Origin of the sequence: Bradyrhizobium sp. SZCCHNS30572, assembly GCF_032484415.1 — a bacterium.
GTDB lineage: Bacteria > Pseudomonadota > Alphaproteobacteria > Rhizobiales > Xanthobacteraceae > Bradyrhizobium.
Genome location: NZ_JAUESY010000009.1, coordinates 244,310 through 269,002, shown reverse-complemented (window position 1 = coordinate 269,002; position 24,693 = coordinate 244,310). Strand labels below are relative to the sequence as shown.

The 24,693-nt window shown below is 65.8% G+C and carries 29 protein-coding genes and 1 pseudogene; 10 read left to right on the top strand and 20 right to left on the bottom strand.

Annotated features, from left to right (window positions below):
* Positions 1 to 30: 30 nt before the first annotated feature.
* On the top strand, positions 31 to 867 hold the full coding sequence (locus tag QX048_RS26315) for an HD domain-containing protein (protein ID WP_315712295.1): 837 nt from the start codon (positions 31 to 33) through the stop codon (positions 865 to 867).
* A 10-nt stretch (positions 868 to 877) separates the two neighbouring features.
* Here the strand turns inward: QX048_RS26315 and QX048_RS26310 are convergent, their stop codons facing one another.
* From QX048_RS26310 to QX048_RS26285, 6 genes are all read right to left on the bottom strand, one after another.
* Positions 878 to 1,552: an HAD family hydrolase gene (locus QX048_RS26310; protein WP_315712294.1), complete on the bottom strand. Its 675-nt coding sequence runs from the start codon at positions 1,550 to 1,552 to the stop codon at positions 878 to 880.
* Between the two features lie 194 nt (positions 1,553 to 1,746).
* On the bottom strand, positions 1,747 to 2,154 hold the full coding sequence (locus tag QX048_RS26305) for a hypothetical protein (protein ID WP_315826828.1): 408 nt from the start codon (positions 2,152 to 2,154) through the stop codon (positions 1,747 to 1,749).
* A 106-nt stretch (positions 2,155 to 2,260) separates the two neighbouring features.
* Entirely contained in the window at positions 2,261 to 2,467 is a 207-nt protein-coding gene (locus QX048_RS26300; protein ID WP_315712292.1) for a hypothetical protein, read from the bottom strand.
* Between the two features lie 133 nt (positions 2,468 to 2,600).
* Entirely contained in the window at positions 2,601 to 3,494 is an 894-nt protein-coding gene (locus tag QX048_RS26295) for a hypothetical protein (protein WP_315751739.1), read from the bottom strand.
* A 521-nt stretch (positions 3,495 to 4,015) separates the two neighbouring features.
* Positions 4,016 to 6,082, bottom strand: a complete 2,067-nt coding sequence (locus tag QX048_RS26290; protein ID WP_315712289.1) for a PAS domain S-box protein — start codon at positions 6,080 to 6,082, stop codon at positions 4,016 to 4,018.
* A gap of 64 nt (positions 6,083 to 6,146) precedes the next feature.
* A complete protein-coding gene (locus QX048_RS26285; RefSeq protein ID WP_315712288.1) occupies positions 6,147 to 6,884 on the bottom strand; it encodes a Crp/Fnr family transcriptional regulator in 738 nt (245 codons plus the stop codon).
* Positions 6,885 to 7,326: 442 nt separating this feature from the next.
* Here QX048_RS26285 and QX048_RS26280 point away from each other — a divergent pair, with 442 nt between their 5' ends.
* Positions 7,327 to 7,632: a hypothetical protein gene (locus QX048_RS26280; protein ID WP_315826830.1), complete on the top strand. Its 306-nt coding sequence runs from the start codon at positions 7,327 to 7,329 to the stop codon at positions 7,630 to 7,632.
* Positions 7,633 to 7,663: 31 nt separating this feature from the next.
* On the opposite strand, the pseudogene QX048_RS26275 reads toward QX048_RS26280, so the two are convergent.
* From QX048_RS26275 to QX048_RS26250, 6 genes and pseudogenes are all read right to left on the bottom strand, one after another.
* Positions 7,664 to 8,222, bottom strand: a pseudogene (locus QX048_RS26275) (DUF4142 domain-containing protein).
* Positions 8,223 to 8,264: 42 nt separating this feature from the next.
* A complete protein-coding gene (locus tag QX048_RS26270) occupies positions 8,265 to 9,059 on the bottom strand; it encodes a DUF72 domain-containing protein (protein WP_315826941.1) in 795 nt (264 codons plus the stop codon).
* Positions 9,060 to 9,154: 95 nt separating this feature from the next.
* Positions 9,155 to 9,361 (bottom strand): hypothetical protein, encoded by a 207-nt coding sequence (locus QX048_RS26265; RefSeq protein ID WP_315712284.1) that lies wholly within the window; start codon positions 9,359 to 9,361, stop codon positions 9,155 to 9,157.
* 132 nt (positions 9,362 to 9,493) lie between these two features.
* On the bottom strand, positions 9,494 to 9,691 hold the full coding sequence (locus QX048_RS26260; RefSeq protein WP_315712282.1) for a hypothetical protein: 198 nt from the start codon (positions 9,689 to 9,691) through the stop codon (positions 9,494 to 9,496).
* A gap of 38 nt (positions 9,692 to 9,729) precedes the next feature.
* On the bottom strand, positions 9,730 to 11,070 hold the full coding sequence (locus QX048_RS26255) for a sorbosone dehydrogenase family protein (RefSeq protein WP_315826831.1): 1,341 nt from the start codon (positions 11,068 to 11,070) through the stop codon (positions 9,730 to 9,732).
* Entirely contained in the window at positions 11,067 to 11,531 is a 465-nt protein-coding gene (locus QX048_RS26250; protein WP_315751734.1) for a DUF2231 domain-containing protein, read from the bottom strand. The genes QX048_RS26255 and QX048_RS26250 overlap by 4 nt, the downstream gene beginning before the upstream one ends.
* A gap of 439 nt (positions 11,532 to 11,970) precedes the next feature.
* Between QX048_RS26250 and QX048_RS26245 the strand changes: the two genes are divergently transcribed.
* From QX048_RS26245 to QX048_RS26220, 6 genes are all read left to right on the top strand, one after another.
* A complete protein-coding gene (locus tag QX048_RS26245; RefSeq protein WP_315826832.1) occupies positions 11,971 to 12,822 on the top strand; it encodes a 3-hydroxybutyryl-CoA dehydrogenase in 852 nt (283 codons plus the stop codon).
* A gap of 893 nt (positions 12,823 to 13,715) precedes the next feature.
* Positions 13,716 to 14,012, top strand: a complete 297-nt coding sequence (locus tag QX048_RS26240; protein WP_315712278.1) for a copper-binding protein — start codon at positions 13,716 to 13,718, stop codon at positions 14,010 to 14,012.
* 25 nt (positions 14,013 to 14,037) lie between these two features.
* Positions 14,038 to 14,871, top strand: coding sequence for a DUF2066 domain-containing protein (locus QX048_RS26235; protein WP_315813922.1), 834 nt, complete (start codon positions 14,038 to 14,040; stop codon positions 14,869 to 14,871).
* 113 nt (positions 14,872 to 14,984) lie between these two features.
* On the top strand, positions 14,985 to 15,827 hold the full coding sequence (locus tag QX048_RS26230; protein WP_315826833.1) for an SH3 domain-containing protein: 843 nt from the start codon (positions 14,985 to 14,987) through the stop codon (positions 15,825 to 15,827).
* A 132-nt stretch (positions 15,828 to 15,959) separates the two neighbouring features.
* A complete protein-coding gene (locus tag QX048_RS26225) occupies positions 15,960 to 16,682 on the top strand; it encodes a DUF3750 domain-containing protein (protein WP_315751730.1) in 723 nt (240 codons plus the stop codon).
* Between the two features lie 115 nt (positions 16,683 to 16,797).
* Entirely contained in the window at positions 16,798 to 17,232 is a 435-nt protein-coding gene (locus QX048_RS26220; RefSeq protein ID WP_315826834.1) for a Rieske (2Fe-2S) protein, read from the top strand.
* A gap of 27 nt (positions 17,233 to 17,259) precedes the next feature.
* Here the strand turns inward: QX048_RS26220 and QX048_RS26215 are convergent, their stop codons facing one another.
* The 6 genes from QX048_RS26215 to QX048_RS26190 form a co-directional block, all read right to left on the bottom strand.
* Positions 17,260 to 17,490 carry a zinc ribbon domain-containing protein gene (locus QX048_RS26215; protein WP_315712270.1) on the bottom strand — a complete coding sequence of 77 codons (231 nt, stop codon included), beginning with the start codon at positions 17,488 to 17,490 and terminating at the stop codon, positions 17,260 to 17,262.
* Positions 17,491 to 17,720: 230 nt separating this feature from the next.
* Positions 17,721 to 17,936, bottom strand: coding sequence for a hypothetical protein (locus QX048_RS26210; protein ID WP_315712268.1), 216 nt, complete (start codon positions 17,934 to 17,936; stop codon positions 17,721 to 17,723).
* A 477-nt stretch (positions 17,937 to 18,413) separates the two neighbouring features.
* The gene (locus QX048_RS26205) at positions 18,414 to 18,605 is read right to left on the bottom strand and encodes a hypothetical protein (RefSeq protein ID WP_315712266.1); all 192 of its coding nucleotides are present in this window, start codon (positions 18,603 to 18,605) and stop codon (positions 18,414 to 18,416) included.
* Between the two features lie 63 nt (positions 18,606 to 18,668).
* Positions 18,669 to 19,019: a zinc ribbon domain-containing protein YjdM gene (locus QX048_RS26200; protein ID WP_315751729.1), complete on the bottom strand. Its 351-nt coding sequence runs from the start codon at positions 19,017 to 19,019 to the stop codon at positions 18,669 to 18,671.
* Between the two features lie 129 nt (positions 19,020 to 19,148).
* Positions 19,149 to 19,433, bottom strand: a complete 285-nt coding sequence (locus tag QX048_RS26195; RefSeq protein WP_315712263.1) for a DUF2312 domain-containing protein — start codon at positions 19,431 to 19,433, stop codon at positions 19,149 to 19,151.
* A gap of 146 nt (positions 19,434 to 19,579) precedes the next feature.
* A complete protein-coding gene (locus tag QX048_RS26190) occupies positions 19,580 to 20,395 on the bottom strand; it encodes a transglycosylase SLT domain-containing protein (protein WP_409999243.1) in 816 nt (271 codons plus the stop codon).
* 128 nt (positions 20,396 to 20,523) lie between these two features.
* Here QX048_RS26190 and QX048_RS26185 point away from each other — a divergent pair, with 128 nt between their 5' ends.
* Together QX048_RS26185 and QX048_RS26180 are read left to right on the top strand one after the other, a co-directional pair.
* Positions 20,524 to 22,593, top strand: coding sequence for a methyl-accepting chemotaxis protein (locus tag QX048_RS26185; RefSeq protein ID WP_315751728.1), 2,070 nt, complete (start codon positions 20,524 to 20,526; stop codon positions 22,591 to 22,593).
* An 835-nt stretch (positions 22,594 to 23,428) separates the two neighbouring features.
* The gene (locus QX048_RS26180; protein ID WP_315751727.1) at positions 23,429 to 23,662 is read left to right on the top strand and encodes a DUF2171 domain-containing protein; all 234 of its coding nucleotides are present in this window, start codon (positions 23,429 to 23,431) and stop codon (positions 23,660 to 23,662) included.
* A gap of 36 nt (positions 23,663 to 23,698) precedes the next feature.
* Here the strand turns inward: QX048_RS26180 and QX048_RS26175 are convergent, their stop codons facing one another.
* Both QX048_RS26175 and QX048_RS26170 read right to left on the bottom strand, forming a co-directional pair.
* Positions 23,699 to 24,280, bottom strand: coding sequence for a DUF488 domain-containing protein (locus QX048_RS26175; protein ID WP_315826835.1), 582 nt, complete (start codon positions 24,278 to 24,280; stop codon positions 23,699 to 23,701).
* The gene (locus QX048_RS26170; RefSeq protein WP_315826836.1) at positions 24,277 to 24,513 is read right to left on the bottom strand and encodes a DUF2945 domain-containing protein; all 237 of its coding nucleotides are present in this window, start codon (positions 24,511 to 24,513) and stop codon (positions 24,277 to 24,279) included. The genes QX048_RS26175 and QX048_RS26170 overlap by 4 nt, the downstream gene beginning before the upstream one ends.
* Positions 24,514 to 24,693 lie beyond the last annotated feature (180 nt).

The window sequence follows — 24,693 nt, the reverse complement described above, 5'->3', positions numbered from 1 at the left end:
GTTTAGGCTGTCTGAGGCGGGGCAGCGGCGATGATGACCTTACCGGAGCTCGCGGCAGCGGCGTTGGAGCGTTTCCTCAGCTCCTATATGCGACGCCGTTTCGGATCGTCTCATACCCAGTTGACGGAGATGCTTCCGGCAGCTGCGCGCATTGCGCTGGAATGCATCGGCAACAGCGATGCGCTGTATCACAACGTCGAGCACACCTTGCTGGTGACGTTGGCCGGCCACGAGATCCTGCGCGGCCGTGCGCTGCACAGCCACATGACGGCGGACGACTACGTCCACGTCATCCTGGCCTGCCTGCTTCACGACATCGGCTATGTCCGCGGCTTGTTCAGGGAAGACGATGTCAATGGCTTCGTCGTCGATCGCGGCGGCCGCAAGATCTGCCTGCCGCGCGGCTCCTCCGATGCCAGCCTGATGCCGTATCACGTCGACCGCTCGAAGCTGTACGTGATCAACCGCATCGAAGGCATGGCGCCGCTGGACAAGGACCGCATCGCCCGCGCCATCGAGGGCACGCGCTTTCCGCCGCTCGCCGGCCAGCAGTTCGACGAAGAGCAGTCGATCGTGCGCGCCGCCGACCTGATCGGACAGCTCGGCGACCCCAACTACATCCGCAAGGCCAACGCGCTGTATCACGAGTTCGAGGAGGTCGGCATCAACCGGCAGCTCGGCTATGAGTCACCGGCCGACATCGTCAATCGTTATCCGCAGTTTTATTGGAACAGCGTCGCCCCGCACATCCAGACCGAGATCCGCTATCTCAACATGACATCGACGGGGCGCCAGTGGATCGCCAACCTCTATGCCAACGTGTTCCGCGCCGAACGCGACATCTCGCTGTCGGGCCCGCAGAGTTGACTGGCTGGAGTCAACGCCGGCCGCCGACCTCGTCGATGTGGTCGAGCAGGTCGGCCGGGTCCTCGTAGACGCGGATGGCGCCGGACTGGCGCAATTCCTCCGAGCCATAGCCGCCGCTCAACAGGCCGACGCCGAGCGCCCGGCAGCGGGTTGCGGCAAGCATGTCCCAGATGCTGTCGCCGATCACGACCGCGCGCTCGATCGGCGCGTCGAGGCGGGCGGCGGCGGCGAGAAACAGGTCGGGATCAGGCTTGGCGTAGCGGACCTCGTCGCGGGTCACGACGGCGCTGGTCTTGGGATCGACGCCGAGCGCGGCGAGATTGACGGCCGCCGTTTCCATTCTGCCGCTGGTCGCGATCGCCCAGGGGATGCCGGCATCGGTCAGGAAACCCAGCAGCTCGCGGGCGCCGGGCAGGGGCCGGACCTGGCCTCCGAGCTTCTGATAGGCCGCCGCATGCGCTTTCCGCAGCCGCTCGATCCGCTCGGGCTCGATGGCAAAACCTGTCTCGCGCAGCAACTGATTGGTGAACAGGCCGCCGCTCATGCCGATTTTGCGGTGGATGCGCCAGACCGAGAGCTCGATGTTCTCGGCATCCAGCGCCGTCTTCCAGGCGAGCACGTGCTGATAGACGCTGTCGACCAGCGTGCCGTCGAGGTCGAACAGGAAGGCGGTTTCGATGCGCATGGCTCGCTCCGGGCTGGATGTCTGCTGCGTAGCAGCTCAAGGCCAAGCGGCAGCGGCTATCCGGGTTCCTGCCCGCCGCGGGGCTGTGCCGGTGCCCGCTATGGCGGTGCGCTGGTCGACGACCGGCGCGTCATTCGGCCATTGCCGGCAACGCGCCGCGCGGTCTTTCCGCCAGCCTCGCGGCCGCTCCGGGGTCAGCCCTTGGGACGGATGAAGCCGGCCAGCGTCTTCTTCTGCTCCTCGCACCAGTTCGTCATGCCGAGGCGGCGCTGATCCATGTCGATGGCCTGCGTGGCGACGGCGACCTCCGCCATCAGCTCGTCGTCCTGCTTCTCGCCCATCTTGCCGCCGGTGTGCATGTAGGCGATCGCCTTGCGCACCTTCTCGGTCGTGCCGTCAGGCATCTTCATGTCCTGCGCCTTCTGGACTAGGTCCTGATAGACGACATCGACGCCGGGACATTCGACCTTGGTGGCGAACGCCTCCAGCACCATGGTCGTATACATGTGGCGTGGCTCTGCGCTGCCCGGTGTCAGGGCCGCCAGCAATGCCGCAATGGTCAATGCCGCAAGGGTTGACGTGTAAAGCAGACCGTTTCGCATTCTCTGGCTACCTCCCGCTTGTTTTCGGCGAGGCTAGCCTGTGGGCGAAGCGCGGGCAACAACGAGCGCAGTGCAGCACGCGCGAATTGATCGAAGGGGTCGCCGGCTACTTGTTCAGCCGCCGCTCCTGCTCCTTGAGCAGAACGTCGAGCTCCTCGCTCTGCTGCGCGAGGCGGTCGGCGTTGCGCTCCTCGTCCGCGGCACCCGACTGCGAGGCGGCCTGCTCGGTGATCTGGCGGATGTTGTCGCGCAGGATCGCGATGCGGTCTGCGAGGTCGGAGGCGGACAGGACGGTCGGATCGGTCAGGCTCATGAACCCCTCGGGGATGCGCATTGTCAGGCGCAGTTCCTTAGCTCGGAAAGCCGCGTCGCCACAAGTGGATCGACGACATCGATCACCGCTGCGCCGATCGGCGCGGACCAGCGCGGGCGCCTGTGCGGATCCTTCAGCGCACCGGCATTGGCGGGCGCACCACGGGCTGATCCGGATCGACCGGCGCCGACGGCAGCGGCATCGGGGCGGGCGGCGGAGGGGCCATGCTGGTTGCGGCCGGCGGCGGCATGCGCGGCCGGTGCGGTGCTGCCGCACCAGGCTGTGCCGGGGTCACGGCCGCCGTTGCAGGGCGCGCGGCCGGGCGCGGCCGGATCGTCTGCTCGATGGCGCGCGGATCGAACGACCGTGCTTCCGCGGTCCGCTCGCTCGGCCGCTCGGCGGGCCTGTCGCTGGACTTGGCCTCGGCGACCCGCGCCATGTCGCGGACCATCTGCTCCTGCCCGGCCTTCAGCTGTGCGAGGCTCGTCTTCAGCTCGCCGATCTGCTGGCTCAAGGCAGCGAGGTCGTGGGCCATCGATTGCAGCAACTGCGCCTGCTCCTGCGAGGTCGCGCCAACCGCGCTCGTTGCGTGCTCCTGCACCTCGGCCGGCGCTTCTGCGGCCGCCTGCTGGGGCGCGGTCGCGGCTGGCTGTGCCGCGGCATCCTTGTCGGCGTTCGAAGCCAGCGAGATCCGCGGCATCCAATGCGCGATCATCTCCTGGGCCTGGTCTCCATAGCTCTGCCAGGCGGCTGCGGCGACGGCGCTGCCGACCGCGAACAGCACCGCCAGAATGGTGCGCACGGCCCAGGTGGCGAACGTGCTGCGCTCTCCGGTGACTGCGAAGTCGCTGGTCGCCTGCGTCCTGTAGTCAGGGTCGATCTTCGGCGAGGGCACGTCCGGTGGCCGTTGCGAGCTGCGCCTGTCCGCTTCGGCGGCAGTGCGATCGGCGCGGGCCGCCAGCACGATCTCGGGATCGATCACGGCATGAGGCTGCTGATCGCCGTCCTTGGTCGTCGTTGCAAGCATTGACGCTCCGTCCTCCGTTGTCGTCCGCCTCGCAGGCGGCGCTCGGCTCTGTTCCGATGCGTCGTCCTACCAACGCCTCGTGCACCCACGCTTCGCGTACTCACGCTGCATCGTACTGACGCTTCGTGACACCAACGTCGGATGACGACTGCGCCACGAAACGCTCGGCCTCTCCGGCCGCATCAGCACAGAACCTGGATACCGGTTGTCCCTCGTGCCCACGCATCTGCATGTTCACGGTGATCCATCTTGGCCAGAGCCGCATACTCGGGAACGTCCCATCATCGTTCCGTCGCGCCGACGCTCTGCTGATTCCCATTCTCATCGACACTTGGTCATATCCGCCCCAACCAAGGCGAAGACATGGCGGTTGCGCGACCCGTGCGACGTCCACCTCTGGCCGCAGGCGGAGCATACCCCGAATGCACCGCGAAGGCTATGCCGACGGCGTTTCGCCGTGCCGGCGAGATCCTGGCCATTGTTACCGACCGGTGCCGCGAAATGAAGCGTCGATCGGCCCGTCAACGCTTGAGAATGTCGCCCGTGGGCACTCGGATCTCGCAGCAGAGGCCGCTCGGCTCGAAGCGCCGGACAACGCGGGCACCGACCTCGTACGGCAGCATCTGTTCCAGCAGCACGGTTCCAAAACCCTGGCGCTGCGCACCCAGCGGACGGCCGGACATGCCGGTCTCGGTCCAGTCGATGACCAGCCAGTCGGCCGCGTCGCGCTCATCGAGCCGCCATTCGATCCTGATGAAGCCCCGCGGCACTGTGAGCGCGCCGTATTTCAGCGCATTGGTCGCGAGCTCGTGCATGGCAAGCCCGATGCTCTCGGCCGCCTTCGGCTTCAGTCGCACCTGGGGGCCCGACAGCGAGAATTGCCTGTCCTCGCGCGCGGCACCGGCGCGCAGCTCATCGGCGATCAGTTCGGCCAGATCGAAACCGGCGAGGGGATCGCGCGTGACGACCGCCTGGATGCGCGACAGCGCAGTGATGCGGCCTTCGAGGTGACTGGCGAAATCCTCGACACTGTCGCTCGAGTCGCCCGTGCGGCGGATGATCGAGCGGATCACGGCGAGCATGTTGCGGACGCGGTGCTGCAGCTCGGCGAGCAGCAGCTTCTGGTGCTCCGAGGCCGAGACCAGCGCCGTGATGTCTTGGGTGATGCCGCCGATGCGCTGCACCCGTCCCAGCTCGTCGACCATGGGAAAACTACGGATGCGCAGCCAGCGCGTGACGTCGTCCGGCTGGCTGACGATACGGACATCCAGGCTGTCGCGCTGGCCACGCCGGGCGCGCTCGAGGCTCTCGATGGCGCGGGGCCGGTCCTCCGGCAGCATGAGCTCGGTCCACGATGCCAGATGGTCGCCGCGGAGCACAGCGCTGCGCGGGACGCCATAGATCGTCTCGAATGCGGGGCTGAGATATTCCCAGCGCAGGGTCTCGGCATCGCGGATCCACACGACGTCGGAGGATGCTTCGCCGAACTGGCGGAAGCGCGCCTCGCTGTCGCGCAGCGCGGCCTCGGTGCGCTTGCGGTCGTCGATGTTCATCGCGAGCCCGACCAGGGTGCCGTCGCCGAGGTCACGGCCGGCGAACATCATCCAGGCGCGTTCCCCGTCCTTGCGAAAATACTGCTTCTCATAGGGACCGATCCGGCCGGTCTGCCGCAGCAGCTCGATCTGGTCGCTCGAGGTGCGCATCCATTCCGGGGGTGTCAGGCTCTTCCAGGTCAGCTCGCCGCTGTCGATGTCCTGGCGCGAATAGCCTGTCATCGCCAAGAAGGCCTCGTTGGCGTCGATCAGGGTGCCGGCTGCATGATCGAAGAACAGCACGCCGACCGAATCGATCTCGAGGAGGCGGCGCAGCCGATGATCGCCGGCATCGCCGCCGTTCGAATGCGGCTGCCGTGCGGACGGCCCTGCCTCCGGCAGCTCGCTGCACCCGAGGCAGACGGCAAGCTCGGGATCGGTCTGTGCGAGGGCAAGCACGTCCGAATCGATCGCAAGCAGGTGTACATCGGCCCAGAAATGGGCTGTGCGCAGATAGGCGAGGAAGGCCGCCAGCAGATCGAACCTGGTGTTGCCGAAGGCATGTCGGATTGCGCGCCGCGAGCGGTCGGAATCAGCACGCTGCATGAACAGCACCGACGCGGCCTCGAACAGGTCCGCCTCACCATCGCTGCCCGGCTCCGGGATGTCGAGCGGGGGCTGGACGAGTTCAAGCCGGTCGAGCGCCGCCGCGGCGCGCGCGGGATCCGCGAGCGGCCGCGCGAGCAGGTGACGCGCCCGATCGATCGTCTCCGGGCGAGACGTCGAGTCACCCGCGGGCTTGCCCAATCCGACCAGAAATCCGAAATGCCGGGTCAGACAATAAGGCGAGCGGTTGAGGCGCGACAGATGGACGGCGAGCCGCTCCTTGAAAAGGGCCGGAAGCGGGGTGTCGAGATAGGCGCATTTGGCGAACTGCCAGAGCTGTCGGGTCGCCTCAGGCGCCGACGGCGCCGACCTGAACAGGTTGGGCATCAGCCCGAGGCGCTGCACGATCTCCTGCTCGAAGGGTCCGTCCACCATGCGCTGTTCGACCATCGCCGTTTCCCCGGCAGAGTGCCGACACGGTCAGCATAGCGCAAGCGCCAGCGCTCCGAACCTCTCACTCATTCGCGTCGAGCTGACGGCCTTCGCGGTCCAAATGCAAGTAATTCGCGTTGAACAGGCCGGCGCTCATCAGGCGCTCGAGGTCCGGAAGTACCAGCATCTTGCCCTTGAGCACGATCAGGTTGCTGGCGCGCAGTTCCTGCAGCGTGCGGTTGACGTGGACCTTCGACAGGCCTGTCGCCTCGGCGAGATCTGCCTGGGTGAGAGGGAAGCTGCAACTGCTGTCGTCGGCCAGGCCCGCCAGCCGCAGCCGGAAGAACAGTTCGCACAACAGGTGAGCCATGCGTTCGGACGCGGTGCGTTGCCCGAGATTCATGGTCCATTCGCGTTGGATTGCGGCGTTGACCAGCGTCTCCCACCAGAACGCCGTCGCAATGCGCGGATAGCCGGCGCTGATCTCGTCGAAGAACTCGCGCGGCAGGTCGGCGATCGACACCGGCGTGATGGTGCCGATCGAATGGTCCATCTCGCGCAGGATGAAGATGTTGAGATCGCAGATATCGCCAGGCAGGAAGAACGAGACGATCTGGCGGCGGCCGTCCTCGAGCTGCTTGTAGCGGCAGGCCCAGCCGTTCAGGATCAGATGCACGTCCTTGGGCTTCTCGCCTTCGCGCGCGATGTCGGTGCGTGGCGCGAAGGTCCTTACCCGTTGAGCCGCCGCGCGGTTGAGCATCAGGCGGTCGGCCGCAGAGAGGCGGACGAAATTCTCGAGCTTGCGGACCAGATGACTCAAAGAGTGGTTCCCCCGAGTTGGTTTATTGGGGTTCCATTCGGTGCGACTTCAATAACTTATGTTAGCATGATACCGCGTTGACCGCTGATCTTTCTGCACCTGCGCGCGGAACCAAAGTGCGGCCCGCGGCCGGGGGACTGCTGCGGCATCTTGGCGATGCTCCTGCCCTCAGCATGCTCGGAGCTGGGCAACATCGCGCGAGTCCGACCAGTCCTTCGCGCCCCTGTCGTGGAACTCTCATGAAATCTGATGCGGCATCACCGTCGAAGCCCGTGAAATTACGGGACCCGATGCGTGATCGCGACGATCTGGCGCTCGGCGAAACCTGTGTAGTTAAGGCCCCCTTAGTTCCGGCTTCTGGGTTGATCAAAACAAGCAACTGGAAATGCATCAATGCGAGTCGGTCAGCTCTTTTCGGCATCGATGCTCTCGGTCACGGCGCTTGCCTGTGTTCTCGGGGGGCGAGGTGCTGGTATCTCACTATCGCGCCTACGCGAGCAGAACCGAAGCGATCAAGTCCGTCGACAAGGCCGGGCAGCAGGCCGACGCCGCCTTCGCCAAAGCGAAAGCGGCCGTTGAGACGCTCTCCGACAGCCAAGCCATCTTCGACGGACTGAGCGCTGCCAAGGCAAAGCTCACCGACGTGCGCGCGATGGTCGACCGCGCCGCAAGGCCGGATCGAGGTCGATCGCGTACGGATCGAGTCGAGCATCGATCAACTCGGCAATCCTCCGTCCGCGCCGCCTGACGACGGGACTGCACGGCACAGCATCCGAACATCATGAGGGCCAGCTCGGACCAGCGCTCATATCGTTCGCTCGCTTGCCCTTGTCGAGGTTCTGCGCCATTTCGAGATGATGCTGCAGGGCCGGCAGGGTTTTGCCGGCCCATTCCTTCAGCGCCGGATTGTCGCCGCCCTTCGCATAACGCTCGAACAGCGACACCGCGTTCTTGTGGGCGCTGACCTGCATGTCGTCGAAATCCGAGCTGAAGTCCTTGCCGCTCGCTGCCTTCAGCTTGTCGAGCTTGCTCTGATGCGCGCTGTCGAGAACGGCGGGCAGCTGGACCTTGACCTTGCCGCTCTCGACCATGCTCTTCAGCCCGGTCGAAGTCTTGGTGTGATCCTTGACGATCTGCGCGGCGAAGCTCTTCTCCTGCGCGTTGCCCTTCTGCTCGCCGAACTGGTTCAATTTGCAGTTCGAACATGTCGCTGATGGCGACCTGCTTGACGAAGTCCTCGGTGATCGGCGCAATGCCGAGCGCCGAATTCACCCCGGTCTTTTCGCCGACGGATTGGGCGAGGGAAGGGCCCGCCAGCACCAGGCAGCCGAGCGTGATGAGTGTGCGTCGCGCGGATCGTTCCTCTCGTTGGTTGCAGACCTAAACCGAGAGATGTGCACGATGTTCGGACGAGCTGGCGCGCGCTGCGCGGCCTGCCCGGTGAGAAGACGCCGCGAGCAGCCGACGTAGCCGCAGAGCGTCGGCGGGTGCCGCGCTCTTCTGGTCGTTGTCGAAATAGACGTAGACGTCGATGCCGCGCGACGCCCAGGCGCGCATGCGCTTGGCCCAGGCCTCGAGTGTCGCGTCCGGATAGTTGTCCTTGTAGCGGCCGCCCGGACCATGGCCGCGCACATAGACGAAATCGGCCGTGCGCCTCCACGGCGCCGGCGCGTCGTGATGGTCCGACAGGCAGAGCGAGATGTTCGCGTCCCTCAGCAGGCGCATGATGGCCGGTGTGTACCAGCTCGGGTGACGGAATTCGAAGCTGTAGCGCCGGTGCGTCGGCAGCAGCGGCAGAAACGACTCGAGCCGTTCTGGATTCGCTTCGAATTGCGGCGGCAGCTGGAACAGCACGGGGCCGGCCTTGTCGCCGAGCAGCGACAGCCGGCTCTCCATCAGCGCGATGCTGTTGACCGAGCGCGCAGACAGGCGCTTCCAATGCGTGATGAACTTGGAGGCCTTCCAGGCGAAAACGAAATCGGGCCCGGTCTGATCGCGCCAGCCGCGGACGGCAGCTTCCGTCGGTGTCCTGTAGAACACGCCATTCAGCTCGGTGGTCTCGAACTGGCTGGCGTAGTAGGGCAGCCGATGTCTGATCAGCAGTCCCGGCGGAAAGAACGCGCCGCGCCAGGACTCGTAGTGCCATCCCGATGTGCCTATCACGACCCGGGCCATCATCGTCCTCTCGCCGAGACAAGACCTCGAGAGCAAAGCGTCGTGATGGCGTTCGGGTTCCTTTCAGAGCCGCAGCAGACGATACGGCGCGTGGTCTAGCGCTCCGCGGCGTGCAGCACCGGCGCGCTCAACAGCTCGTTGATATGCGCCGCCGTCTCCGCCTGCATCGCCTTCTTCAGCATGATGTCGCGTTCGGGGCCTGCGGGAAGACGTGCTGCCGCCTCGCGGGCAGCGGCTGCAGCCTGCTGCAGCCGCTGGCGGAACGACACTGTCTGCTTGCGCCGGTTCCGGGTGACCTTCATGGCGAAACTCCTGTTGATCCTCCGAACATGAGTCTGCTGCCCTGCCGAGGGGCTGTCGCTAACACACGTTAGCGTGCACTTCACTATCCCTGGAGGTCCCGTCGGAACCCACGATGAGTGTTGTGGTGCTGATTAGTTGTTCGAGCGATCGGGGTCATTGCCCGGAACGCTGAGATGCACCTCGTGGCCTTGCTTGATGGCCAGCGTCGCAGCTGATGCAGCGGATTCGAACGCAGCCTCTTTGGTCGCGTAGTCGCCATGGGCGTTGCCGTCATGCAGCACGCTCCAATGATCGCCGACCGCAACGATGGCGTATTGAGCCAGTCCCATATCGTCCTCCATTCTTCGCGTCATTCGGCTGAAGGCCGTCAGCCGCCGGATGCCGTGACGCGCCAGACCGTATTGCCGACATCGTCGGCAATCAGCAGGGCGCCGGTCTTGTCCACGGCGAGACCGACCGGCCGGCCGCGCGCCTCGTTCCGATCATTGAGGAAGCCGGTCACGACGTCCTGGGCTTCGCCGTTCGGCTTGCCGCCATCGAAGGGGACGTAGACCACCTTGTAGCCGTTCAACGGCGTGCGGTTCCAGCTGCCGTGCTCGCCGACGAACGCGCCGCCGCGATAGGCCTGCGGCAGTGCGCTGGCGGTGTAGAACGTCATGCCGAGCGGCGCGACATGCGAGCTGAGCGCGTAGTCCGGGACGATGGCCTTTTCGACCAGGTCCGGCCGCTGCGGCTGCACGCGGGGATCGACATGCTGGCCGTAATAGCTGTATGGCCAGCCATAGAAGCCGCCGTCCTTCACCGAGGTCATGTAGTCGGGCACGAGGTCCGGACCGATCTCGTCACGCTCGTTCACGACCGTCCACAGCGCGCCGCTCTGCGGCTCGAAGCTCAATCCGTTCGGATTGCGCAGGCCGCTCGCGAATACCCGCCAGCGTCCCGTGGTGCGATCCACCTCGAGAATGGCGGCACGGTTCTTCTCGGCCTCGATGCCGTTCTCGGTGATGTTGCTGTTGGAGCCGACGCCCACATAGAGCAACCGGCCGTCGGGGCTCGCCACCAGGCTCTTGGTCCAGTGATGATCGATCGGGCCGCCCGGCAGCGCGGCAAGCGTCGTGCCCGCATCCTTCATCTGGGTTTCGCCCGGCGTGTAGGGATATCGAACGATGGCGTCGGTGTTGGCGATGTAGAGATCGTTGCCGACCAGAGCGATCCCGAACGGCGAATTGAGATGGTCGATGAACAGGCTCTGCTGCTCGGGAATGCCATCGCCATTGGCGTCGTGCAACAATGTGACGCGGTTGCTCGCTCCGGTGTTGCCGCCCGACGTGGCCCAGGATTCGACGAGGGCCATCACGAGATCCTTCGGCCGTTTCGCCGGCGGCGGGGGCGGCGCTTTCGATTCCACCACCAGGACGTCGCCGTCCAGCAGCGTGTAGAGCGAGCGCGGATGCTGCAGGCCGGTCGCGAGCGCCTCGATCTTCAGGCCCGGCGCGACTTTGGGAGTCTCGCCCTGTTTCCAGCCGACCACCGTGGCGACGTTCATCGGCGGCAACAGGTATTGCGTCAATGCGGGCAGCTTGACGTTGGCGCCGATCTCGGCGTTCGGATCGCCGCCTTCGTTGCACGCGGTGAGACCAAGCGCGGATATTCCGAGCAGGAGGGCTGTGAGCAGAGGCGCGAGGCGGGAGGAGCCGGACGGCGTCATCGTGCGACTCCCACCCTGTGACGATACACGAGCGACCAACCGAGCCAGCCGGTGACGGGCAGGATCAGCACCGTGACGAGCGACAGGATGAGGCCGGTCGGCACGACCGAGGTCCAGGCATCGCGTGAATGGACCAAGTTGTTGAAGAAGGCCAGCACCAGGGCGATGAGGTTGCCGGCCATGTGCGGCCAGGCCGGTGCCTGCGACCGGATCAGCCGATTGCCAAGGAAGTCGATGAGCCCGGCGATGCCGGCCAGCACGCCCATGATCAGTCCGACCAGCAGCAGCCAGGCGGAGATATCCGCCCACATGATTTCAGCGGTCCGCCAATAGGCGATGTCGGTGACGAACGCTCCGATGAAGCAGACGATAGGGAACGGCACCAGCATCGGATGGATCGGATGCCGTGCGATCTGCGCCGTTGGCTCCGGGGATGGTCGGGTGGTTTCGGCGGTCGCCACGGCGGTCTCCTCGATTGGACCTGTTGCAGCGTGGAGAACCGTCGGCCTCAACAGGTGTTCCGATGACACCGACGGATTTGGCGTGGCGCTCACGCAACGTCACGCGACGGCCGCCGCCGCCCGGGCGCCCGTGCCGGCGTGTCGGTCAGCGGTCCTGTTCAGCGGACCGGTGCCGCGCGCGCTGTCGCCGGCCGCGTCGTTGCGCGGCGCCGTCGGCGCGGGTGCGGGCGGCTGGCTCTGGCTGGGCGCCGTGCCGGTTGTCTGCCGGCTCTTGGTTTGGACCCCGGGGCGACCGTTCGCTCCCGGTGCCGTCGAACCGCGGGGCAGCCGGCCCCTTCTCAGCCCGCCGCCTTGGGTCTACCCGGCCGGCCGATAGCCTGTTAAGCAACTGCGCAGGACGGGGCGGTCCCCGCGGATACGAGACTGAGAGGAAGCGGCAATGATTCAGACGGTCGGCATCATCGGAGCAGGCACCATGGGCAACGGCATCGCGCAGGTGTGCGCCGCCGCGGGCGTTCCGGTCGTCATGGTCGACGTCTCGGAGCAGGCCGTGGCGCGCGGGCTGGCGACGGTGGGCTCCAGCCTCGATCGCCTGGTCAAGAAGGAGAAGATGACGACCGCCGACAAGGACAGGGCGTTGTCGCTCATCACCGGCACCGCCGACAAGGCGAAGCTGTCGAACTGCGACCTGGTCATCGAGGCCGCCACGGAGAACGAGGAGTTGAAGCTCAAGATCCTCAAGGACCTCTGTGCCGGTCTGAAACCCGAGGCGCTGATCGCGACCAACACCTCCTCGATCTCGATCACCAAGCTGGCCACCGCCACCGACCGGCCCGACCGCTTCATCGGCATGCACTTCTTCAATCCGGTGCCGATGATGGCGCTGCTCGAACTGATCCGCGGCCTGCAGACCTCGGATGCGACCCATGCGGCCGCCGCCGATTTCGCCAAGCGGATCGGCAAGGTCGCGATCACCGCGAAGAACAGCCCGGGCTTTGCCGTAAACCGCATCCTGTGCCCGATGATCAACGAGGCGATCTTCGCGTATTCGGAAGGCATTGCGACCGCGGCCGACATCGACGAGGGCATGAAGCTCGGCTGCAATCACCCCATCGGTCCGCTGGCGCTGGCCGATCTGATCGGTCTCGACACGATGCTGTCGGTGATGGAGGTGTTCTACAACGGCTTCAACGATCCGAAGTATCGGCCGGCGCCGTTGCTGAAGGAGATGGTGGCCGCAGGCCAGCTCGGCCGCAAGACCGGCAAGGGCTTCTACGACTACAGCAAGTAGCTGCGGCAGATTGCTTCGGCGGCGGGTGACGCCTGCACCCGCCGTGCATCAGGCGATGAAGGATTTCGTTCGGGGATATTGGTCGGGGACATTGGGAATGCGGCGATGCCGCGAGCGGGTATCTCGGCTGCCATTGGTCAACTGATCGCTGCACGCGATCGACTGATCACACGTTCCAATGTTCGCGTTGGGCAGTATCAACCCGAGTATCGGGCCTCGAGCCGCAGATAGCTACAAAGCTCGCGCTGAAGTGATCCAGATGGACGGCACAGCGCCGGGCGGGCAAGGGGCCATGCCTCGCTGATGCAGCCCACTAAGCCGCGACCCGGCGTGCCGTTCGTGATTTGCCGCTATGCGATGGTCCGAAGCGAGTCCCGTCGCACTCAGCGGATCTGGTACGGAGGTGGAGTCATAGAACCTCCCTGCAATCAGATGGTTTGTTGTCGTTCGGACATCGCGGCGTCGTCAGGAACGGCCACCGAGATTGGACGACGCTGTTATCGTCCTCCCGGCTGCCTGTGCTGTCAAGGCGCATCCTGACGCATTGATGAATTCGGCGTTACGGGGCGTCGATACTGCGAGTGCAGGAAAACTTTGATCACGCGCTGGTCTGATGACAAATCCGTGCAAATCACTACATGAGGGTGGCCGAGCCGTGTCGGTCGAAGAAGGTTCGCGATTGCGCCCGGTCGAGCGCGCGTCGTCCACAGCGGCGGAGACGATCAGCATGTTTTATGTAGGCGTAGTGCTTGGGGGCGACAAACGGGCTGCACGGCGCATTGATTGTGGCGCGTTAGACGGCCCAAAGTCGTCAGCGACGAAGCTGAAGGTTCCGGGAACCAAAGAATTCGTGGTGTTTTGTTTGCCGCGAGAAGCAAGGCAGGAGAACAGCGATGAGAGCAGTTGGCATTACTCTGGCGACGGTCGCCCTGTTTGCGGGGACTTGGCCCGCTCTGGCAGCGGAGCAAGACACGGCGGGCATGGTCACGGGGATCAACCGTCTCAACGGCACGATCGCGATCAAGCGCGTTCCCAACGGGACCGTCGGTGCCAACACGGCCGGAGCGGCCCAGGAGTTCAAGATCAAGGACAATGCCATGATCGAGAACATCCACGCCGGCGATCGCGTGACGTTCTCGACGTCCGACGCCGCCACACCGACGATCGTCAAGCTCGACCGGCAGAAATAGCCGACATAGCCGGATCGAGGGCGCGATGAGGCAGTGCGGTGCTCTCCGCGGTTGGGGCGTATGGCGTCTCGGGCTCTGGGCGATGATGGTCGTCGGGGCCTGCACTATTGCGAATGCGGCTCCGACCGACCTGTACCAGGCGCAGACGGTCGTGACCGGTCAGGGCGAGGACAATCGCCGGGCGGCATTTGCAGCATGTCTGGAAGACGTGCTGATCAAGGTGTCCGGTGCATTTCAGCTCAGGAACGACGCAAGGCTCGCGCCACTCGAGGCGCGGGCAGCGGAGTTCGTCACCGGCTTCGATTATCACGATCAGATGTCGGGCAAGCCGAAGCACGACGAGCAGGGCACGCGCGACCGTCCATATGACTTGACTGTGTCATTCGATCGCGCGCGGATCGATCAGTTGCTTGCGAGCTTGAACATCAAGCCGTGGCCGGCGCCGCGCCCGTCGATTGCCGTGATCGTGGCGATGACGTCGGGCGGTCGTACTTTCTTCGTTGCATCCGACGACCGGAGGTCCGATCTGCAGCGCGACGCGCTGCGCGCAGCGGCCGTCAAGCGTGGACTCGAGATCGCTCTGCCAAGCGCCTCCGAGGTCTCGAAGGCCGCCATTGAGCGGACCAAGTTGAACGATGTCCAGCCCGCGGCGGTTGCGTCGTGGTTTCCCGGCGCTGATGTCATGCTCTTTGGCGATCTCACCTGGGACGATGCCGAACTGGGCTGGGTCACGCAATGGCGCCTCGATCGCGCTGGCAAGCAGGATCGGTGGCAATTCCGTGGCGTGACGTTCGACGAGGCATTTCGCCGTGCTCTCGGTGGAGCAGCGCAACTCCTCTCCGACAACGGAGCGCCGTGAGGTTGCCGCGATAGTCTGCCACCATCCCCGTGGACCGGATGCCTGAGCCGCGCATGCGGGGCGCGAGAGTCTCGCGCCCGAGCTCGCTCGGGCAAACAGACAGGAGGGCGCCCGTGGTGAAACTCAGACCGTGTCTTGTTGCTGCGCTGTTGATTGTCACGCCCGCCTCGCTGGCGGTGGCCGCGCCGGGCCTGGTGCGCACCGCGGCCACCATGCGCGCAGGACCCGGCCCCGGTTTTCCCGTCGTCGAGCGCATTCCAGTCGGCGCCAGGATCACCATCCATGGCTGCATTCAAGGCGGCGCATGGTGCGATGTCAGCTTCGGAGGCGAACGCGGCTGGGTCGCGGCGCGGACGCTCGCCTATCTGTATCGTGAGCAGTACGTCTACCTGCCCGAATATGTCGAGTACGTGCCGACTGTCGGCTTCACGCTGACCACCTATTGGAGCAGCTTCTATTTCGGACGGCCTTGGTATCATCGGCACGCGTTCTGGAACCGCTACTGGCATCGCCATCCGCCGGTCATGGCGCAAAATCCGCCTCAGCCTGGCATGACCCCGGGGATGCCGGGTCGTGGTCCCGGCGGGATGATCCAGCCTGGCGGCGGAGCGGGCGCGGTCGCCGGCACGGGCCAACGATCCGGCCCGCCTTCGGGCATGCAAGGTCGTGTGCCGCCTGCGACTGCCGCCGGCCCCGGCGCACCTCCGGTCGTGGCTGGTGCTCCCGCTCGAGCTGCAACGCCACCCATGGTGCAGCCATTGATGAGCCGAAGCAGCGGTGCGCCGCAGAGCGCCCGCGCGCAGATGGGCGGCATGCGCATGATCGGGACTTCGCCGCAAATCGGCTTGGCGCATATCGGGGGCGGCCCCGCCATGGGCGCTGCGCGTGTCGGCGTCAGTGGCCCTCGCGGCGGCGGCGGGCGTTCCGGCCCGGACGGTGGTTTCCGTCGGCACTGAGTCATCAGCGCTGCCCTGGTGTCCGGATTGTGAAGGTGGCGTGCCGGCCGGCGCTGGCGAGGGCGGGCGCGATGACTACATGGCTGTCACTCCTCGGTGCCTCCATTGTTCTCGCCCATCGTGAAAAAGCCCGTGCTCGCTTTCCTCCTGCTCATCTTCGTGCCCATCTCGCTGTCGGCCGCGAACTATCTGCGCGGCGATCGTCGCGGCAGCTGGCAGACTGCGGACCGTTCGAGCGCGGGCCTGCTGCCATCGCCGGCGCAGCATGCCGACGCGATGGTGCGCGTATTCGCTGCGCGCACGGTGCGTTGGCGTGGCATCTTCGCGGTCCACACCTGGATCGTCGTGAAGGAGAAGGGCGGCCCGCGCTACACCCGCTACGACTACACCGCGTGGGGTGAGCCGATCCGGGTCGATGGCTTCGCGCCCGATGGTCGCTGGTTCGGTGCATTGCCGGAGACAGTGCTGGCCGTCGACGGCGATGAAGCCGAGCGGGTGATCCCGAGGATCCGCAGCGTGATCGAGAACTACCGCTTCCGCGCCTATGGCGACTACAACGCCTGGCCGGGGCCGAATTCGAACACCTTCGTGCAGGCGGCGCTGAACGCGGTTCCTGAGCTGAACGCCGTGCTGCCGCCAACCGCAATCGGCAAGGACTTCCCCTTTGACGGCTGGTGGGGGCGCACGGCCTCCGGGACCGGTCTGTTCGTATCGCTCGGCGGCTATCTCGGTGTCACCGTCGGGTGGATCGAGGGCGTCGAGCTGAACTTCTTCGGGGGAGTTCTCGGCGTCGATCTGCGTCGGCCGGCGCTGAAATTTCCCGGGATCGGCCGCCTCGGCATGCGAGCGGTCTGAGGCCCGCGATCTGCCTGTCAGGCACTGGCTGGCATGCTGCTTGCTGCGACCCTCTTCAGCGCGCCTGTGATGTCGCGGATGCGCCAAGAACGCCGGGCGAGGCGAGAAGAGGCGGATGATGAGCACGCTGTTTGCGATCTGCGCGACCTATGAGGTGGACGATGGCGCGGCGCGGGGCTTCGTTCTCCAGCGCCGCGAGCCCGACGGCAGCGCCAAGCCTTGGCCGATCCTGGTCACGCGCAAGGGCAACAATTTCTATGGCTTCGAGAATGCCTGCCCGCATCAGGGCGCCCGCCTCGACAAGCACCCGGCCGAGTTCATGGACGAGGAAGGCAATTTCCTCGTTTGTGGCGAGCATGGTGCGCAGTTCGACCTCGATACCGGACAATGCTTCATCGGGCCCTGTCAGGGCCGGACGTTGGCTCCAGTCGAGCTTGTGATCGACGACGGTGACATCTGCCTCTCCGGGATCGATCTGGACGAGGAGGACGGCCTCGACATCGACGATCCCGAGGATGACGTGCCCGACGTGCAGATCACATCGGACTGAGGCCGAGGGCCGGCGGCCGCGGCCGGGTCAGCGCTTCTTCCGTTCGGCGCGGCTGTAGTTGCTGAGGTGCCCCTCGCGTGCTGCCTGGCTGCGCGCCGCCTTGATCAGGCCGGGGCTGCGCGCTGGCGGCGCCGGCAGCGAGGGCAGGCGGGTCAGCTTGCGACTGCCGCAGGTCGGACAGACTGGCCTTTCAGAAATCCCGATCAGCAACTCGACATCCTCTGCGCAGGCTGCGCAATGGAAGCTGTAGAACGGCATGACGTCATCCCCTCATTGTCGCTGAGGGGCATTGCACGAAGCGGGCCAGCGCCATTGCGCATCGAATTCGCCGATTCAGGGCGCGTTTGCACGCTAACGGCAGCGTTTTTTGCTGCGCATGTCCCGAATGCGACGCGGCTGGGGTCGAACATTCGACAGCAGTGCAGAGCTCTTCCGCCCGGCCGGCAGGCCCCGGATATCCGGGCGCCAGCCGGACGTGCAAAAGCGGATCAGGCGTTGGTCTTCGGCACGTACTTGCCGGCGACACACTTGTAACCCTGCAGATGCCACTCGTGATAGGGACCCTTGGACATCCAGTCTGCGATTCCGATCTGCGCGCTGACGGCGCAGGATGTCATCGTGATGCCGGACATCTCGCTGTTGGTGACGACCTTCTCCATGCAGAGCTGGCCGTTGCATAGCATTGCGACGAGAGTGACGAGCACGTTGATTCTGCCTCCAAAGAGTGGGACCCGGTCAGGATCTGGAAAGCAGAGTTCATGCCAAGTTATGAATCCACGCCGTGCTGCTACGGAACGGATTGCTACGGGTGTCACTTCATGACCACAGAAGCGTGACGGATTCACTGCTTGGATCACGCAGCGTTCGGCAACCGGCCTGCGTTTGCTGCTCGATCAATTGGCGATTTGCCCGTGTTGTGCTGTTCGGCCTGAGTGCCGGGCCTGAGCCGGACCTGTTGCGTCAAATAACAGGCAGCGCCTGCGCAGTCCTGCGGCGCCCGCGGACATTGTTTTCGGTCTTCGGGCGGAATATCGCCGTTCATTGGGTGAATCAGAGTTCGATTCGCAAGGGTGTCTGCAGACGAACCGCCGATTCCCCGCATGATATTTGGCCGGATGGCAGACTTTCCGGTGGCGCTGATACCGACGCCCCGATGCCCGGTGCTGCGAGCCTCCGGTCCGTCAGGCCTCGTTCAATCCGGCACCTCGATCGGTCAGGATCTTCTGCCCCTTCGCCGTCAGCTCGTAGATGTCGCCGTCCTTGGCGACATAACCTTCGCGGATCAGTCCATCGAGTTCGTCCTGCCGGTCGGGCGAGAAGGCGATCGCCTGGCCGATATCCGAAAGCGTCGCGATCTGGTCGTCCGTCAGCATGGCCATCCTCCCGTTGTTGATCCGAACGCCATGGCGTCGCGAATGTTCCGGGAGCACTAGGCTCTACGCCTTGCGCACGAACTCCGACTTCAGGTTCATCTGGCCGATGCCGTCGATCTTGCAGGCGATGTTGTGGCCGTCGCTCGCCTCCTGCAGGCGGATGTTGCGCACCTTGGTGCCGCCCTTCACCACCGACGACGATCCCTTCACTTTCAGGTCCTTGATGACGATGACGCTGTCACCGTCGGCCAGAACGTTGCCGTTGGCGTCGCGGATGCTGGCGTCGTCGCCGGCCGATGCCGCAACGGCGGCGTCGCCGCTCCATTCATGGCCGCATTCGGGACAGACCCATAGCGCGCCGTCCTGATAGGCGTGCTCGGAGCGGCATTGCGGGCAGGTCATTGCGTCGGTCATCTCATCCTCGGGCGCGGGCAGAAGCGTAGCGCAGCGTTAGAGGCTCGGATGGAACCGGGCAAGGAAAATCCCGGGGAGGGCAGCGCGCGGCGCAGATGGGCTGCGCGCCGCCATCGTCGGTCGGCAGCGTCACGCCGCCTTGCGCTCGGGGGTTTTGCTGGCCGGCCCGGTCTCGGCCGCTTCCATCGCCCGGAGATAGGTGTCGAGCAGCGTCTCGTGCTCGTCGCGCTCGTCCTGGTCCTGCTTCCTGAGCTTGATGATCTCCTTCAGGATCTTGACGTCGAAGCCTTCGCCCTTGGCCTCGGCGAACACTTCCTTCTTCTGCTCGTTCAGCTCCGCCAATTCGCCATCGAGGTGCTCGATCCGCTCGATGAAGGACCGGATGCGCGCGCCGGGAATGCCGATCTCTGACATGGTGACTCCTGTACTAATGGGACGGAGAAAATGCGCGGCAGTTCGTTGCCAATGTCTTAACGGGCGCGCTTTGCCCACATCGGTGAATCCGACGTGCTTAACGCGGAACCGGGCGGGCTGCGATGTTGCCGAGCGGGCGCCATGCGCTAGCTCTGCTCCGCCGCCGAGAGCTTCTGAAACTGCTTCTTCATCGCATTGACGCGGCCGAGATAACCGGCGACCGAATGGTCGCCGCAGCGCTCGCCATCCGCCGGCTTGAAGCCACGGCGCGCGAACCCGGCCGCCGGCCCGGCGCCGCACAGATGAATGACGGCCGCGAGATCCTGCCGCTGCTGCGCGCTCGGCTTGGCGCCAGGCTGCCGCGCGAGCACGGCAGCGACCTGGCGGTCGAGCGAGATCACCGTGAGCGCCACCGCATGCGCCGGCCATGCGCGGACGTACAGGCTCGGTGACCCACAGCCGTCGCTGACCACCTCGTGATCCCGGATGCAGAACCGTGCGGCGTCGGCAAAGGCGCCGTCGGTCATCTGGAACAAGCCGACGGCGCTGGACGCCGGCTGATACAGCGCGAACGGATTCCATGCGAAGCGCCAGCGCCAATAGGTGCGCGCCACCGGATTGCCCGAGCTCTCGGTCTGCGCCAGGGCGGCGAGCAGCTCCGGCGTGATCGATCGTGTCGAGCTCTCACGGAACAGCGCGCCATATTGGCGCCAAGTCTCTTCCGGCTCCTTGTCGAGCGAATGACCCGTCACCACGAACAGCTCGGTCGGCTTGCGCAGCACGTGATAGGCCAGATTGACCAGCGCGAAGGTCACGAGCAGCACCAAGGCGCCGCAGGCGATCTTGATCCATCGCGGCGCCGCGCCCACCGTCCGGCCCAGCCACTGCGCACCGCGCCCTGCGATTCGCTTCGCATCGCGCCGCAGCGCGCGCCAGCGGCTGCCGCGTTGCGGCTTGCGCATTTTTTGTTGGTGTGGGGCAGGGGATTTCGGCAACTGATTACCTCGGCCGCCGGTGTGCCGGTCCATGGTTAAGGAAGAATTTGTGCAATCGCGTCATCCTGCCACTTTCTGGTGTGGGGCGGGGCGTGATGAAGAAATCGGTCAGTACTCTGCTGATGGTGCTGTTGTCGGTGCTGGCGGCGGGCATCCTGGTGTCCACGGCGATCCTGATGAGCGGCGCCGCGGGCCGCTATCGCGAGAGCGTCGCGACCGAGCAATTGACCGCGGCCGACAAGGCGATCTTCCAGAACGTCCTGGTCATGCGCGCCCACCGCGGCGACATCCAGAGCGTGCTGCTGAGCGAGGACGATCCGCGCGCCAAGCTCACCGAATATCAGGGCATCGAGGCCAAGGGCTATGACGGCATCGTCGCCGCGCTCGCCGGCGTCGACATGCCCGAGCGCGACGACCTCATGGCCGGGTTGAAATCGAGCTGGGACGCCACGGTTCCGCAGTTCAAGCTGCTGTTCGATGAAGCCGCGAAGCCGCGCTCCGAACGCGTGCTGGCGCGTACGCAGGCCTGGTACCAGGCAATGACCAAGACGCTGGACGTCGCCAACGCTGCCTCGCTCGCCGTCTCGAACCGCGCCTGGATGACCGATCCGGCGATCGCCAAGATGGTGCAGGCGCGGCGGCTGGCCTGGCAGGTCCGCGACCGCTATGGCCTGCAATGCTCGGCGCTGCGTCCCAACATCAACGCCTCCAAGCCGCTCGACGACACCCAGAAGGGCGCGATCGCGCAATGGCGCGGCACCGTCGCGGCCGGCTGGTCCGGGCTCGACGACCTCTTGGCGGGGGGCGGCAGCACCGGGCTCGCCGGGGCCGTGAAGACCTCGCGCGCCGAGGTCGAGGCCGCGCATCAGCGCATGGACCAGCTCGCCAAGGGGTTTGACGGCAGCGGCAAGCCGGCGATGCCGGCGCCGGAATGGAACGCGTTCTGCCAGGGCCCGTTCGCCGGCATCATCGCCATCGGCATGACCGCGCTCGACGGCTCGATCGCGCGCGCCGAGGAGATCAAGACCGCGGCGCTGAGCAGCCTGATCGTCCAGTCGCTCGCCTTCATCACCGCGCTCGTGGTGGCCGGCCTGGCGCTGCGCGCGGTGCGCGTCCGCCTGATGCGCCCGGTCGGCGTCCTGATGCAGGCGATCCAGCGCATCGGCCAGCGCGACTACCAGACGCCGGTGCCGCAGTTCGCTCATGCCGACGAGTTCGGCGCCATGGCTGCCGCCCTCGAGGGCCTGCGCGAGAGCGCCGCCACCGCCGAGCAGCTGTCGCGCGAGCGCGAGCTCGACCAGGGCCGCCGGCTGGAGCGCTCGCAGGCGATCGACAGCGCCTGCAAGAGCTTCGACGACACCGTGCAGGCGGTCATCGTCAGCATGGGCAACTCGACCGGCCAGCTCGATTCCAGCGCCGGCGAGGTCCGCAAGCTGGTCGATGAGTCCACCGAGCAGACGGCCGCGGTCGCCAGCGCCGCGGAGACCGCGACAACCAATCTCGAGACCATCGCCGCCGCCACCGAGGAGCTGACCGCGTCGGTCTCCGAGATCGCGGCCCAGGTGCAGGCCTCCGCGGCCGATGCGCGCCAGGCGGTGGAGAAGGCGGCGCAGACCAACGCCACCGTCGAGATGCTCGACCGCGCCGCCAACCGCATCGGCGAGGTGGTCAAGATGATCACCGCGATCGCCGCGCAGACCAACCTGCTGGCGCTCAACGCGACCATCGAGGCGGCGCGCGCCGGCGAAGCCGGCCGCGGCTTCGCCGTGGTCGCCGGCGAGGTCAAGAACCTCGCGGCGCAGACGGCGACCGCCACCGACGACATCACCCGCCAGATCGCCGAGATCCAGGCCGCCACCGGCGAGTCGGTCGAGGCGATCCGCGCCATCAGCCACAACATCTCCAGCATCGACGAGAAGATGACGGCGATCGCCGCGGCGGTCGAAGAGCAGCGCGCCGCCACCACCGAGATCTCGCGCAACTTCCAGCATGCCGCCCAGGGCACCCGCGCCGTGACCGACACGATCGGCTCGGTCGCAGCCCTCAACCGCCAGACCGGCAATGCGGGCGCGGCGATGGTCGACTCCGTCCGCCGCATGTCGACGGATGCCGATCGTTTCCGCGTGGCGGTGGAGGGCTTCCTCGGCACCGTGCGCAAGGCGTAGCATCGCCAAGCGGGCGCGATCCCGCGACGCAGATGGCGCCCGAGCCTTGCCGGTCGTTGGCCCTCTGAAGGGAGAGGGCGCGGGGAATGCCGGGCGCTGGCCGCACCCATGGCCCGCCTGCAGAAGATAAGCAGGCGGCAGTCACCACAGGTTCAGCCGAGGCATCCCGGCATTCCCCGCGCGATGGTTTTCACGCTTATGTCGCGATCTCCCCGGTGTCCGGCTTGTTAGCCACCGTCGCACGGCGCGATCATCATCACCACCGCACTTGGCGCCAGCTTCGGGGCGCCAGGACCACGCGTCTTCACGTCCGCAAGCGTGCCGTTCGTCGGCGGGCCTCAAGCCCGCTGCGGCACACTCACAGCCACCGCATCTCCGGCCCACGTCTCGTGACGATCGCGATGCGCCCCTCTCGGCGGGCCGGGATGGGCGTAGACAATCATGATTTTTGAAAAAGCGAAAGTGATTTATTTTTCACCGAAGGACTGGACAGGCCAAATCAGCTTGAGGCCGCTGATGAAATAGCTTTGTCGGCGCAGGCGGGTTTTTGCGTCATTGCGAGCCGACGGGTCCGCGCCGAGGCGCAGCCCGTGGCAGGATCCGCAGCACTCCAGAATTCTCATGCCGCCCTGGATTGCTTCGTCGCCTTCGGCTCCTCGCAATGACGAGAGTCCGTAGGGCGGGGTTTGGCGCAGCCGTAACCGCCGCCTGCGGAGGAAGGGCGGATCACGCTGCGCTGATCCGCCCGACGGCTAGGTACGCGGACGGAACAGTTCGGGCACCCCGCCGGTTGAGGCAGTTTCAGACCCATCATCAGCCACGAAGGAGACGCGTCATGCAGGACATCAGGGAACACATGGAAGTCATCGGCGCCGACGGCGTGCATGTCGGCACCGTCGACCGCGTCGACGGCAACCGCATCAAGCTGACCAGGAAGGACAGCGGCGAGGGCAGCCACAAGGGGCATCATCACTTCATCGACAAGGGTCTCGTCGCCGAGGTCGAAGGCGACAAGGTGCGGCTGTCGGCCATCGGCGCCGTCGCGGTGACGATGGAGGAGGAGACCTAGCCTGCGGAGCGCGTCGGCTGCGCCGCGAGTTGCGTGTCATTCGTTGTTCGAGCCGGGATAGGTCAATTTGTCGCCGGCTCGCACCGCACCCTCAGATAACGTCGCCGCACGAACCTCGTCGTGGCCCATGAGATGATACACGGCGCGGCCGGCATCGATCAGGTAGTCGGCGACGATGCGACGATGACAGCGCCACCACACCGCCTCCGCGCACATGATGGCCGTGCGTTGCGCGGCCGACACGGTCAGCAGGCGATCGAAGCCGCGCCGGAAGTCATCGGACAGGGCGTAGTCAGCGTAATGATGGAAGCTCTTGTTGGTCCAGAAGCCGTTCGTGTCCGGTGAAATGCCGCTCGTCTTGCGCAGGCCGCCGAGCTCGGCAATGCGCAGATGGCCGATCTGATGGCGCGCGAGCTCGGCCGGCAGCACCTCCGAATTGTACTGCGGGTTGGTCCGCGAGCGCGGGATGCGCCTGATATCGACGACGAGCTGAACCTCGCCGGCCCGCAACAGCGTGACGAACTCGGCGATCGTCCGCGTGGAGTGCCCGATGGTGAAGACGGGAAGCGCGTCGCGCGCCCGTGTCATTGCGGTCTTGGCGGGTGAGTGCTCGGTCATCCCTGCGAACCGCGAGCCTCATTGCCGCTCACCCTGGTCAAGGCGCTCTCCTTGTGAGCGGCGATGTGCTCGCTCTTGTCGCTCTTGATCTCGTATTGCGGAGAGTCCTTGCTGGCGCGGTGACGATAGCCCTTGTAGTCGAAGTCGCGCACATGCACCGCGACGATGCGTCCGGTCACGCGGCCGGCCTCCGAGTTCCAGGAGACGTGGTCGCCCTTCGCAAACTTGGTCATCTGTCTGCTCTGTAAACAGCCGCGATCCGCACTTCAGCCAGGAACGGCTCAGGCAAAGGCATGTTCCATCCATCGCTGGTCAATCCGCTCCGGCGAGCCGCGATTGCCTGGTCCCGCGGGATATCTGATCCAGATCAATCCGCAGCTGCCCGCGACCTTCAGAGTGCTCCTGTCGAGGTC

Excerpts from the sequence above, each read along its gene's own strand:
- QX048_RS26295 (WP_315751739.1), bottom strand. The coding sequence starts at position 3,494 with ATGCTTGCAACGACGACCAAGGACGGCGATCAGCAGCCTCATGCCGTG.
- QX048_RS26215 (WP_315712270.1), bottom strand. The coding sequence starts at position 17,490 with ATGCCGTTCTACAGCTTCCATTGCGCAGCCTGCGCAGAGGATGTCGAG.
- QX048_RS26290 (WP_315712289.1), bottom strand. The coding sequence starts at position 6,082 with ATGGTCGAACAGCGCATGGTGGACGGACCCTTCGAGCAGGAGATCGTG.
- QX048_RS26240 (WP_315712278.1), top strand. The coding sequence starts at position 13,716 with ATGAGAGCAGTTGGCATTACTCTGGCGACGGTCGCCCTGTTTGCGGGG.
- QX048_RS26265 (WP_315712284.1), bottom strand. The coding sequence starts at position 9,361 with ATGAAGGTCACCCGGAACCGGCGCAAGCAGACAGTGTCGTTCCGCCAG.
- QX048_RS26205 (WP_315712266.1), bottom strand. The coding sequence starts at position 18,605 with ATGCTGACGGACGACCAGATCGCGACGCTTTCGGATATCGGCCAGGCG.
- QX048_RS26200 (WP_315751729.1), bottom strand. The coding sequence starts at position 19,019 with ATGACCGACGCAATGACCTGCCCGCAATGCCGCTCCGAGCACGCCTAT.
- QX048_RS26170 (WP_315826836.1), bottom strand. The coding sequence starts at position 24,513 with ATGACCAAGTTTGCGAAGGGCGACCACGTCTCCTGGAACTCGGAGGCC.
- QX048_RS26185 (WP_315751728.1), top strand. The coding sequence starts at position 20,524 with ATGAAGAAATCGGTCAGTACTCTGCTGATGGTGCTGTTGTCGGTGCTG.
- QX048_RS26235 (WP_315813922.1), top strand. The coding sequence starts at position 14,038 with ATGAGGCAGTGCGGTGCTCTCCGCGGTTGGGGCGTATGGCGTCTCGGG.
- QX048_RS26260 (WP_315712282.1), bottom strand. The coding sequence starts at position 9,691 with ATGGGACTGGCTCAATACGCCATCGTTGCGGTCGGCGATCATTGGAGC.
- QX048_RS26180 (WP_315751727.1), top strand. The coding sequence starts at position 23,429 with ATGCAGGACATCAGGGAACACATGGAAGTCATCGGCGCCGACGGCGTG.
- QX048_RS26255 (WP_315826831.1), bottom strand. The coding sequence starts at position 11,070 with ATGACGCCGTCCGGCTCCTCCCGCCTCGCGCCTCTGCTCACAGCCCTC.
- QX048_RS26245 (WP_315826832.1), top strand. The coding sequence starts at position 11,971 with ATGATTCAGACGGTCGGCATCATCGGAGCAGGCACCATGGGCAACGGC.
- QX048_RS26220 (WP_315826834.1), top strand. The coding sequence starts at position 16,798 with ATGATGAGCACGCTGTTTGCGATCTGCGCGACCTATGAGGTGGACGAT.
- QX048_RS26195 (WP_315712263.1), bottom strand. The coding sequence starts at position 19,433 with ATGTCAGAGATCGGCATTCCCGGCGCGCGCATCCGGTCCTTCATCGAG.
- QX048_RS26190 (WP_409999243.1), bottom strand. The coding sequence starts at position 20,395 with ATGCGCAAGCCGCAACGCGGCAGCCGCTGGCGCGCGCTGCGGCGCGAT.
- QX048_RS26305 (WP_315826828.1), bottom strand. The coding sequence starts at position 2,154 with ATGCGAAACGGTCTGCTTTACACGTCAACCCTTGCGGCATTGACCATT.
- QX048_RS26175 (WP_315826835.1), bottom strand. The coding sequence starts at position 24,280 with ATGACCGAGCACTCACCCGCCAAGACCGCAATGACACGGGCGCGCGAC.
- QX048_RS26315 (WP_315712295.1), top strand. The coding sequence starts at position 31 with ATGATGACCTTACCGGAGCTCGCGGCAGCGGCGTTGGAGCGTTTCCTC.
- QX048_RS26300 (WP_315712292.1), bottom strand. The coding sequence starts at position 2,467 with ATGAGCCTGACCGATCCGACCGTCCTGTCCGCCTCCGACCTCGCAGAC.
- QX048_RS26270 (WP_315826941.1), bottom strand. The coding sequence starts at position 9,059 with ATGGCCCGGGTCGTGATAGGCACATCGGGATGGCACTACGAGTCCTGG.
- QX048_RS26310 (WP_315712294.1), bottom strand. The coding sequence starts at position 1,552 with ATGCGCATCGAAACCGCCTTCCTGTTCGACCTCGACGGCACGCTGGTC.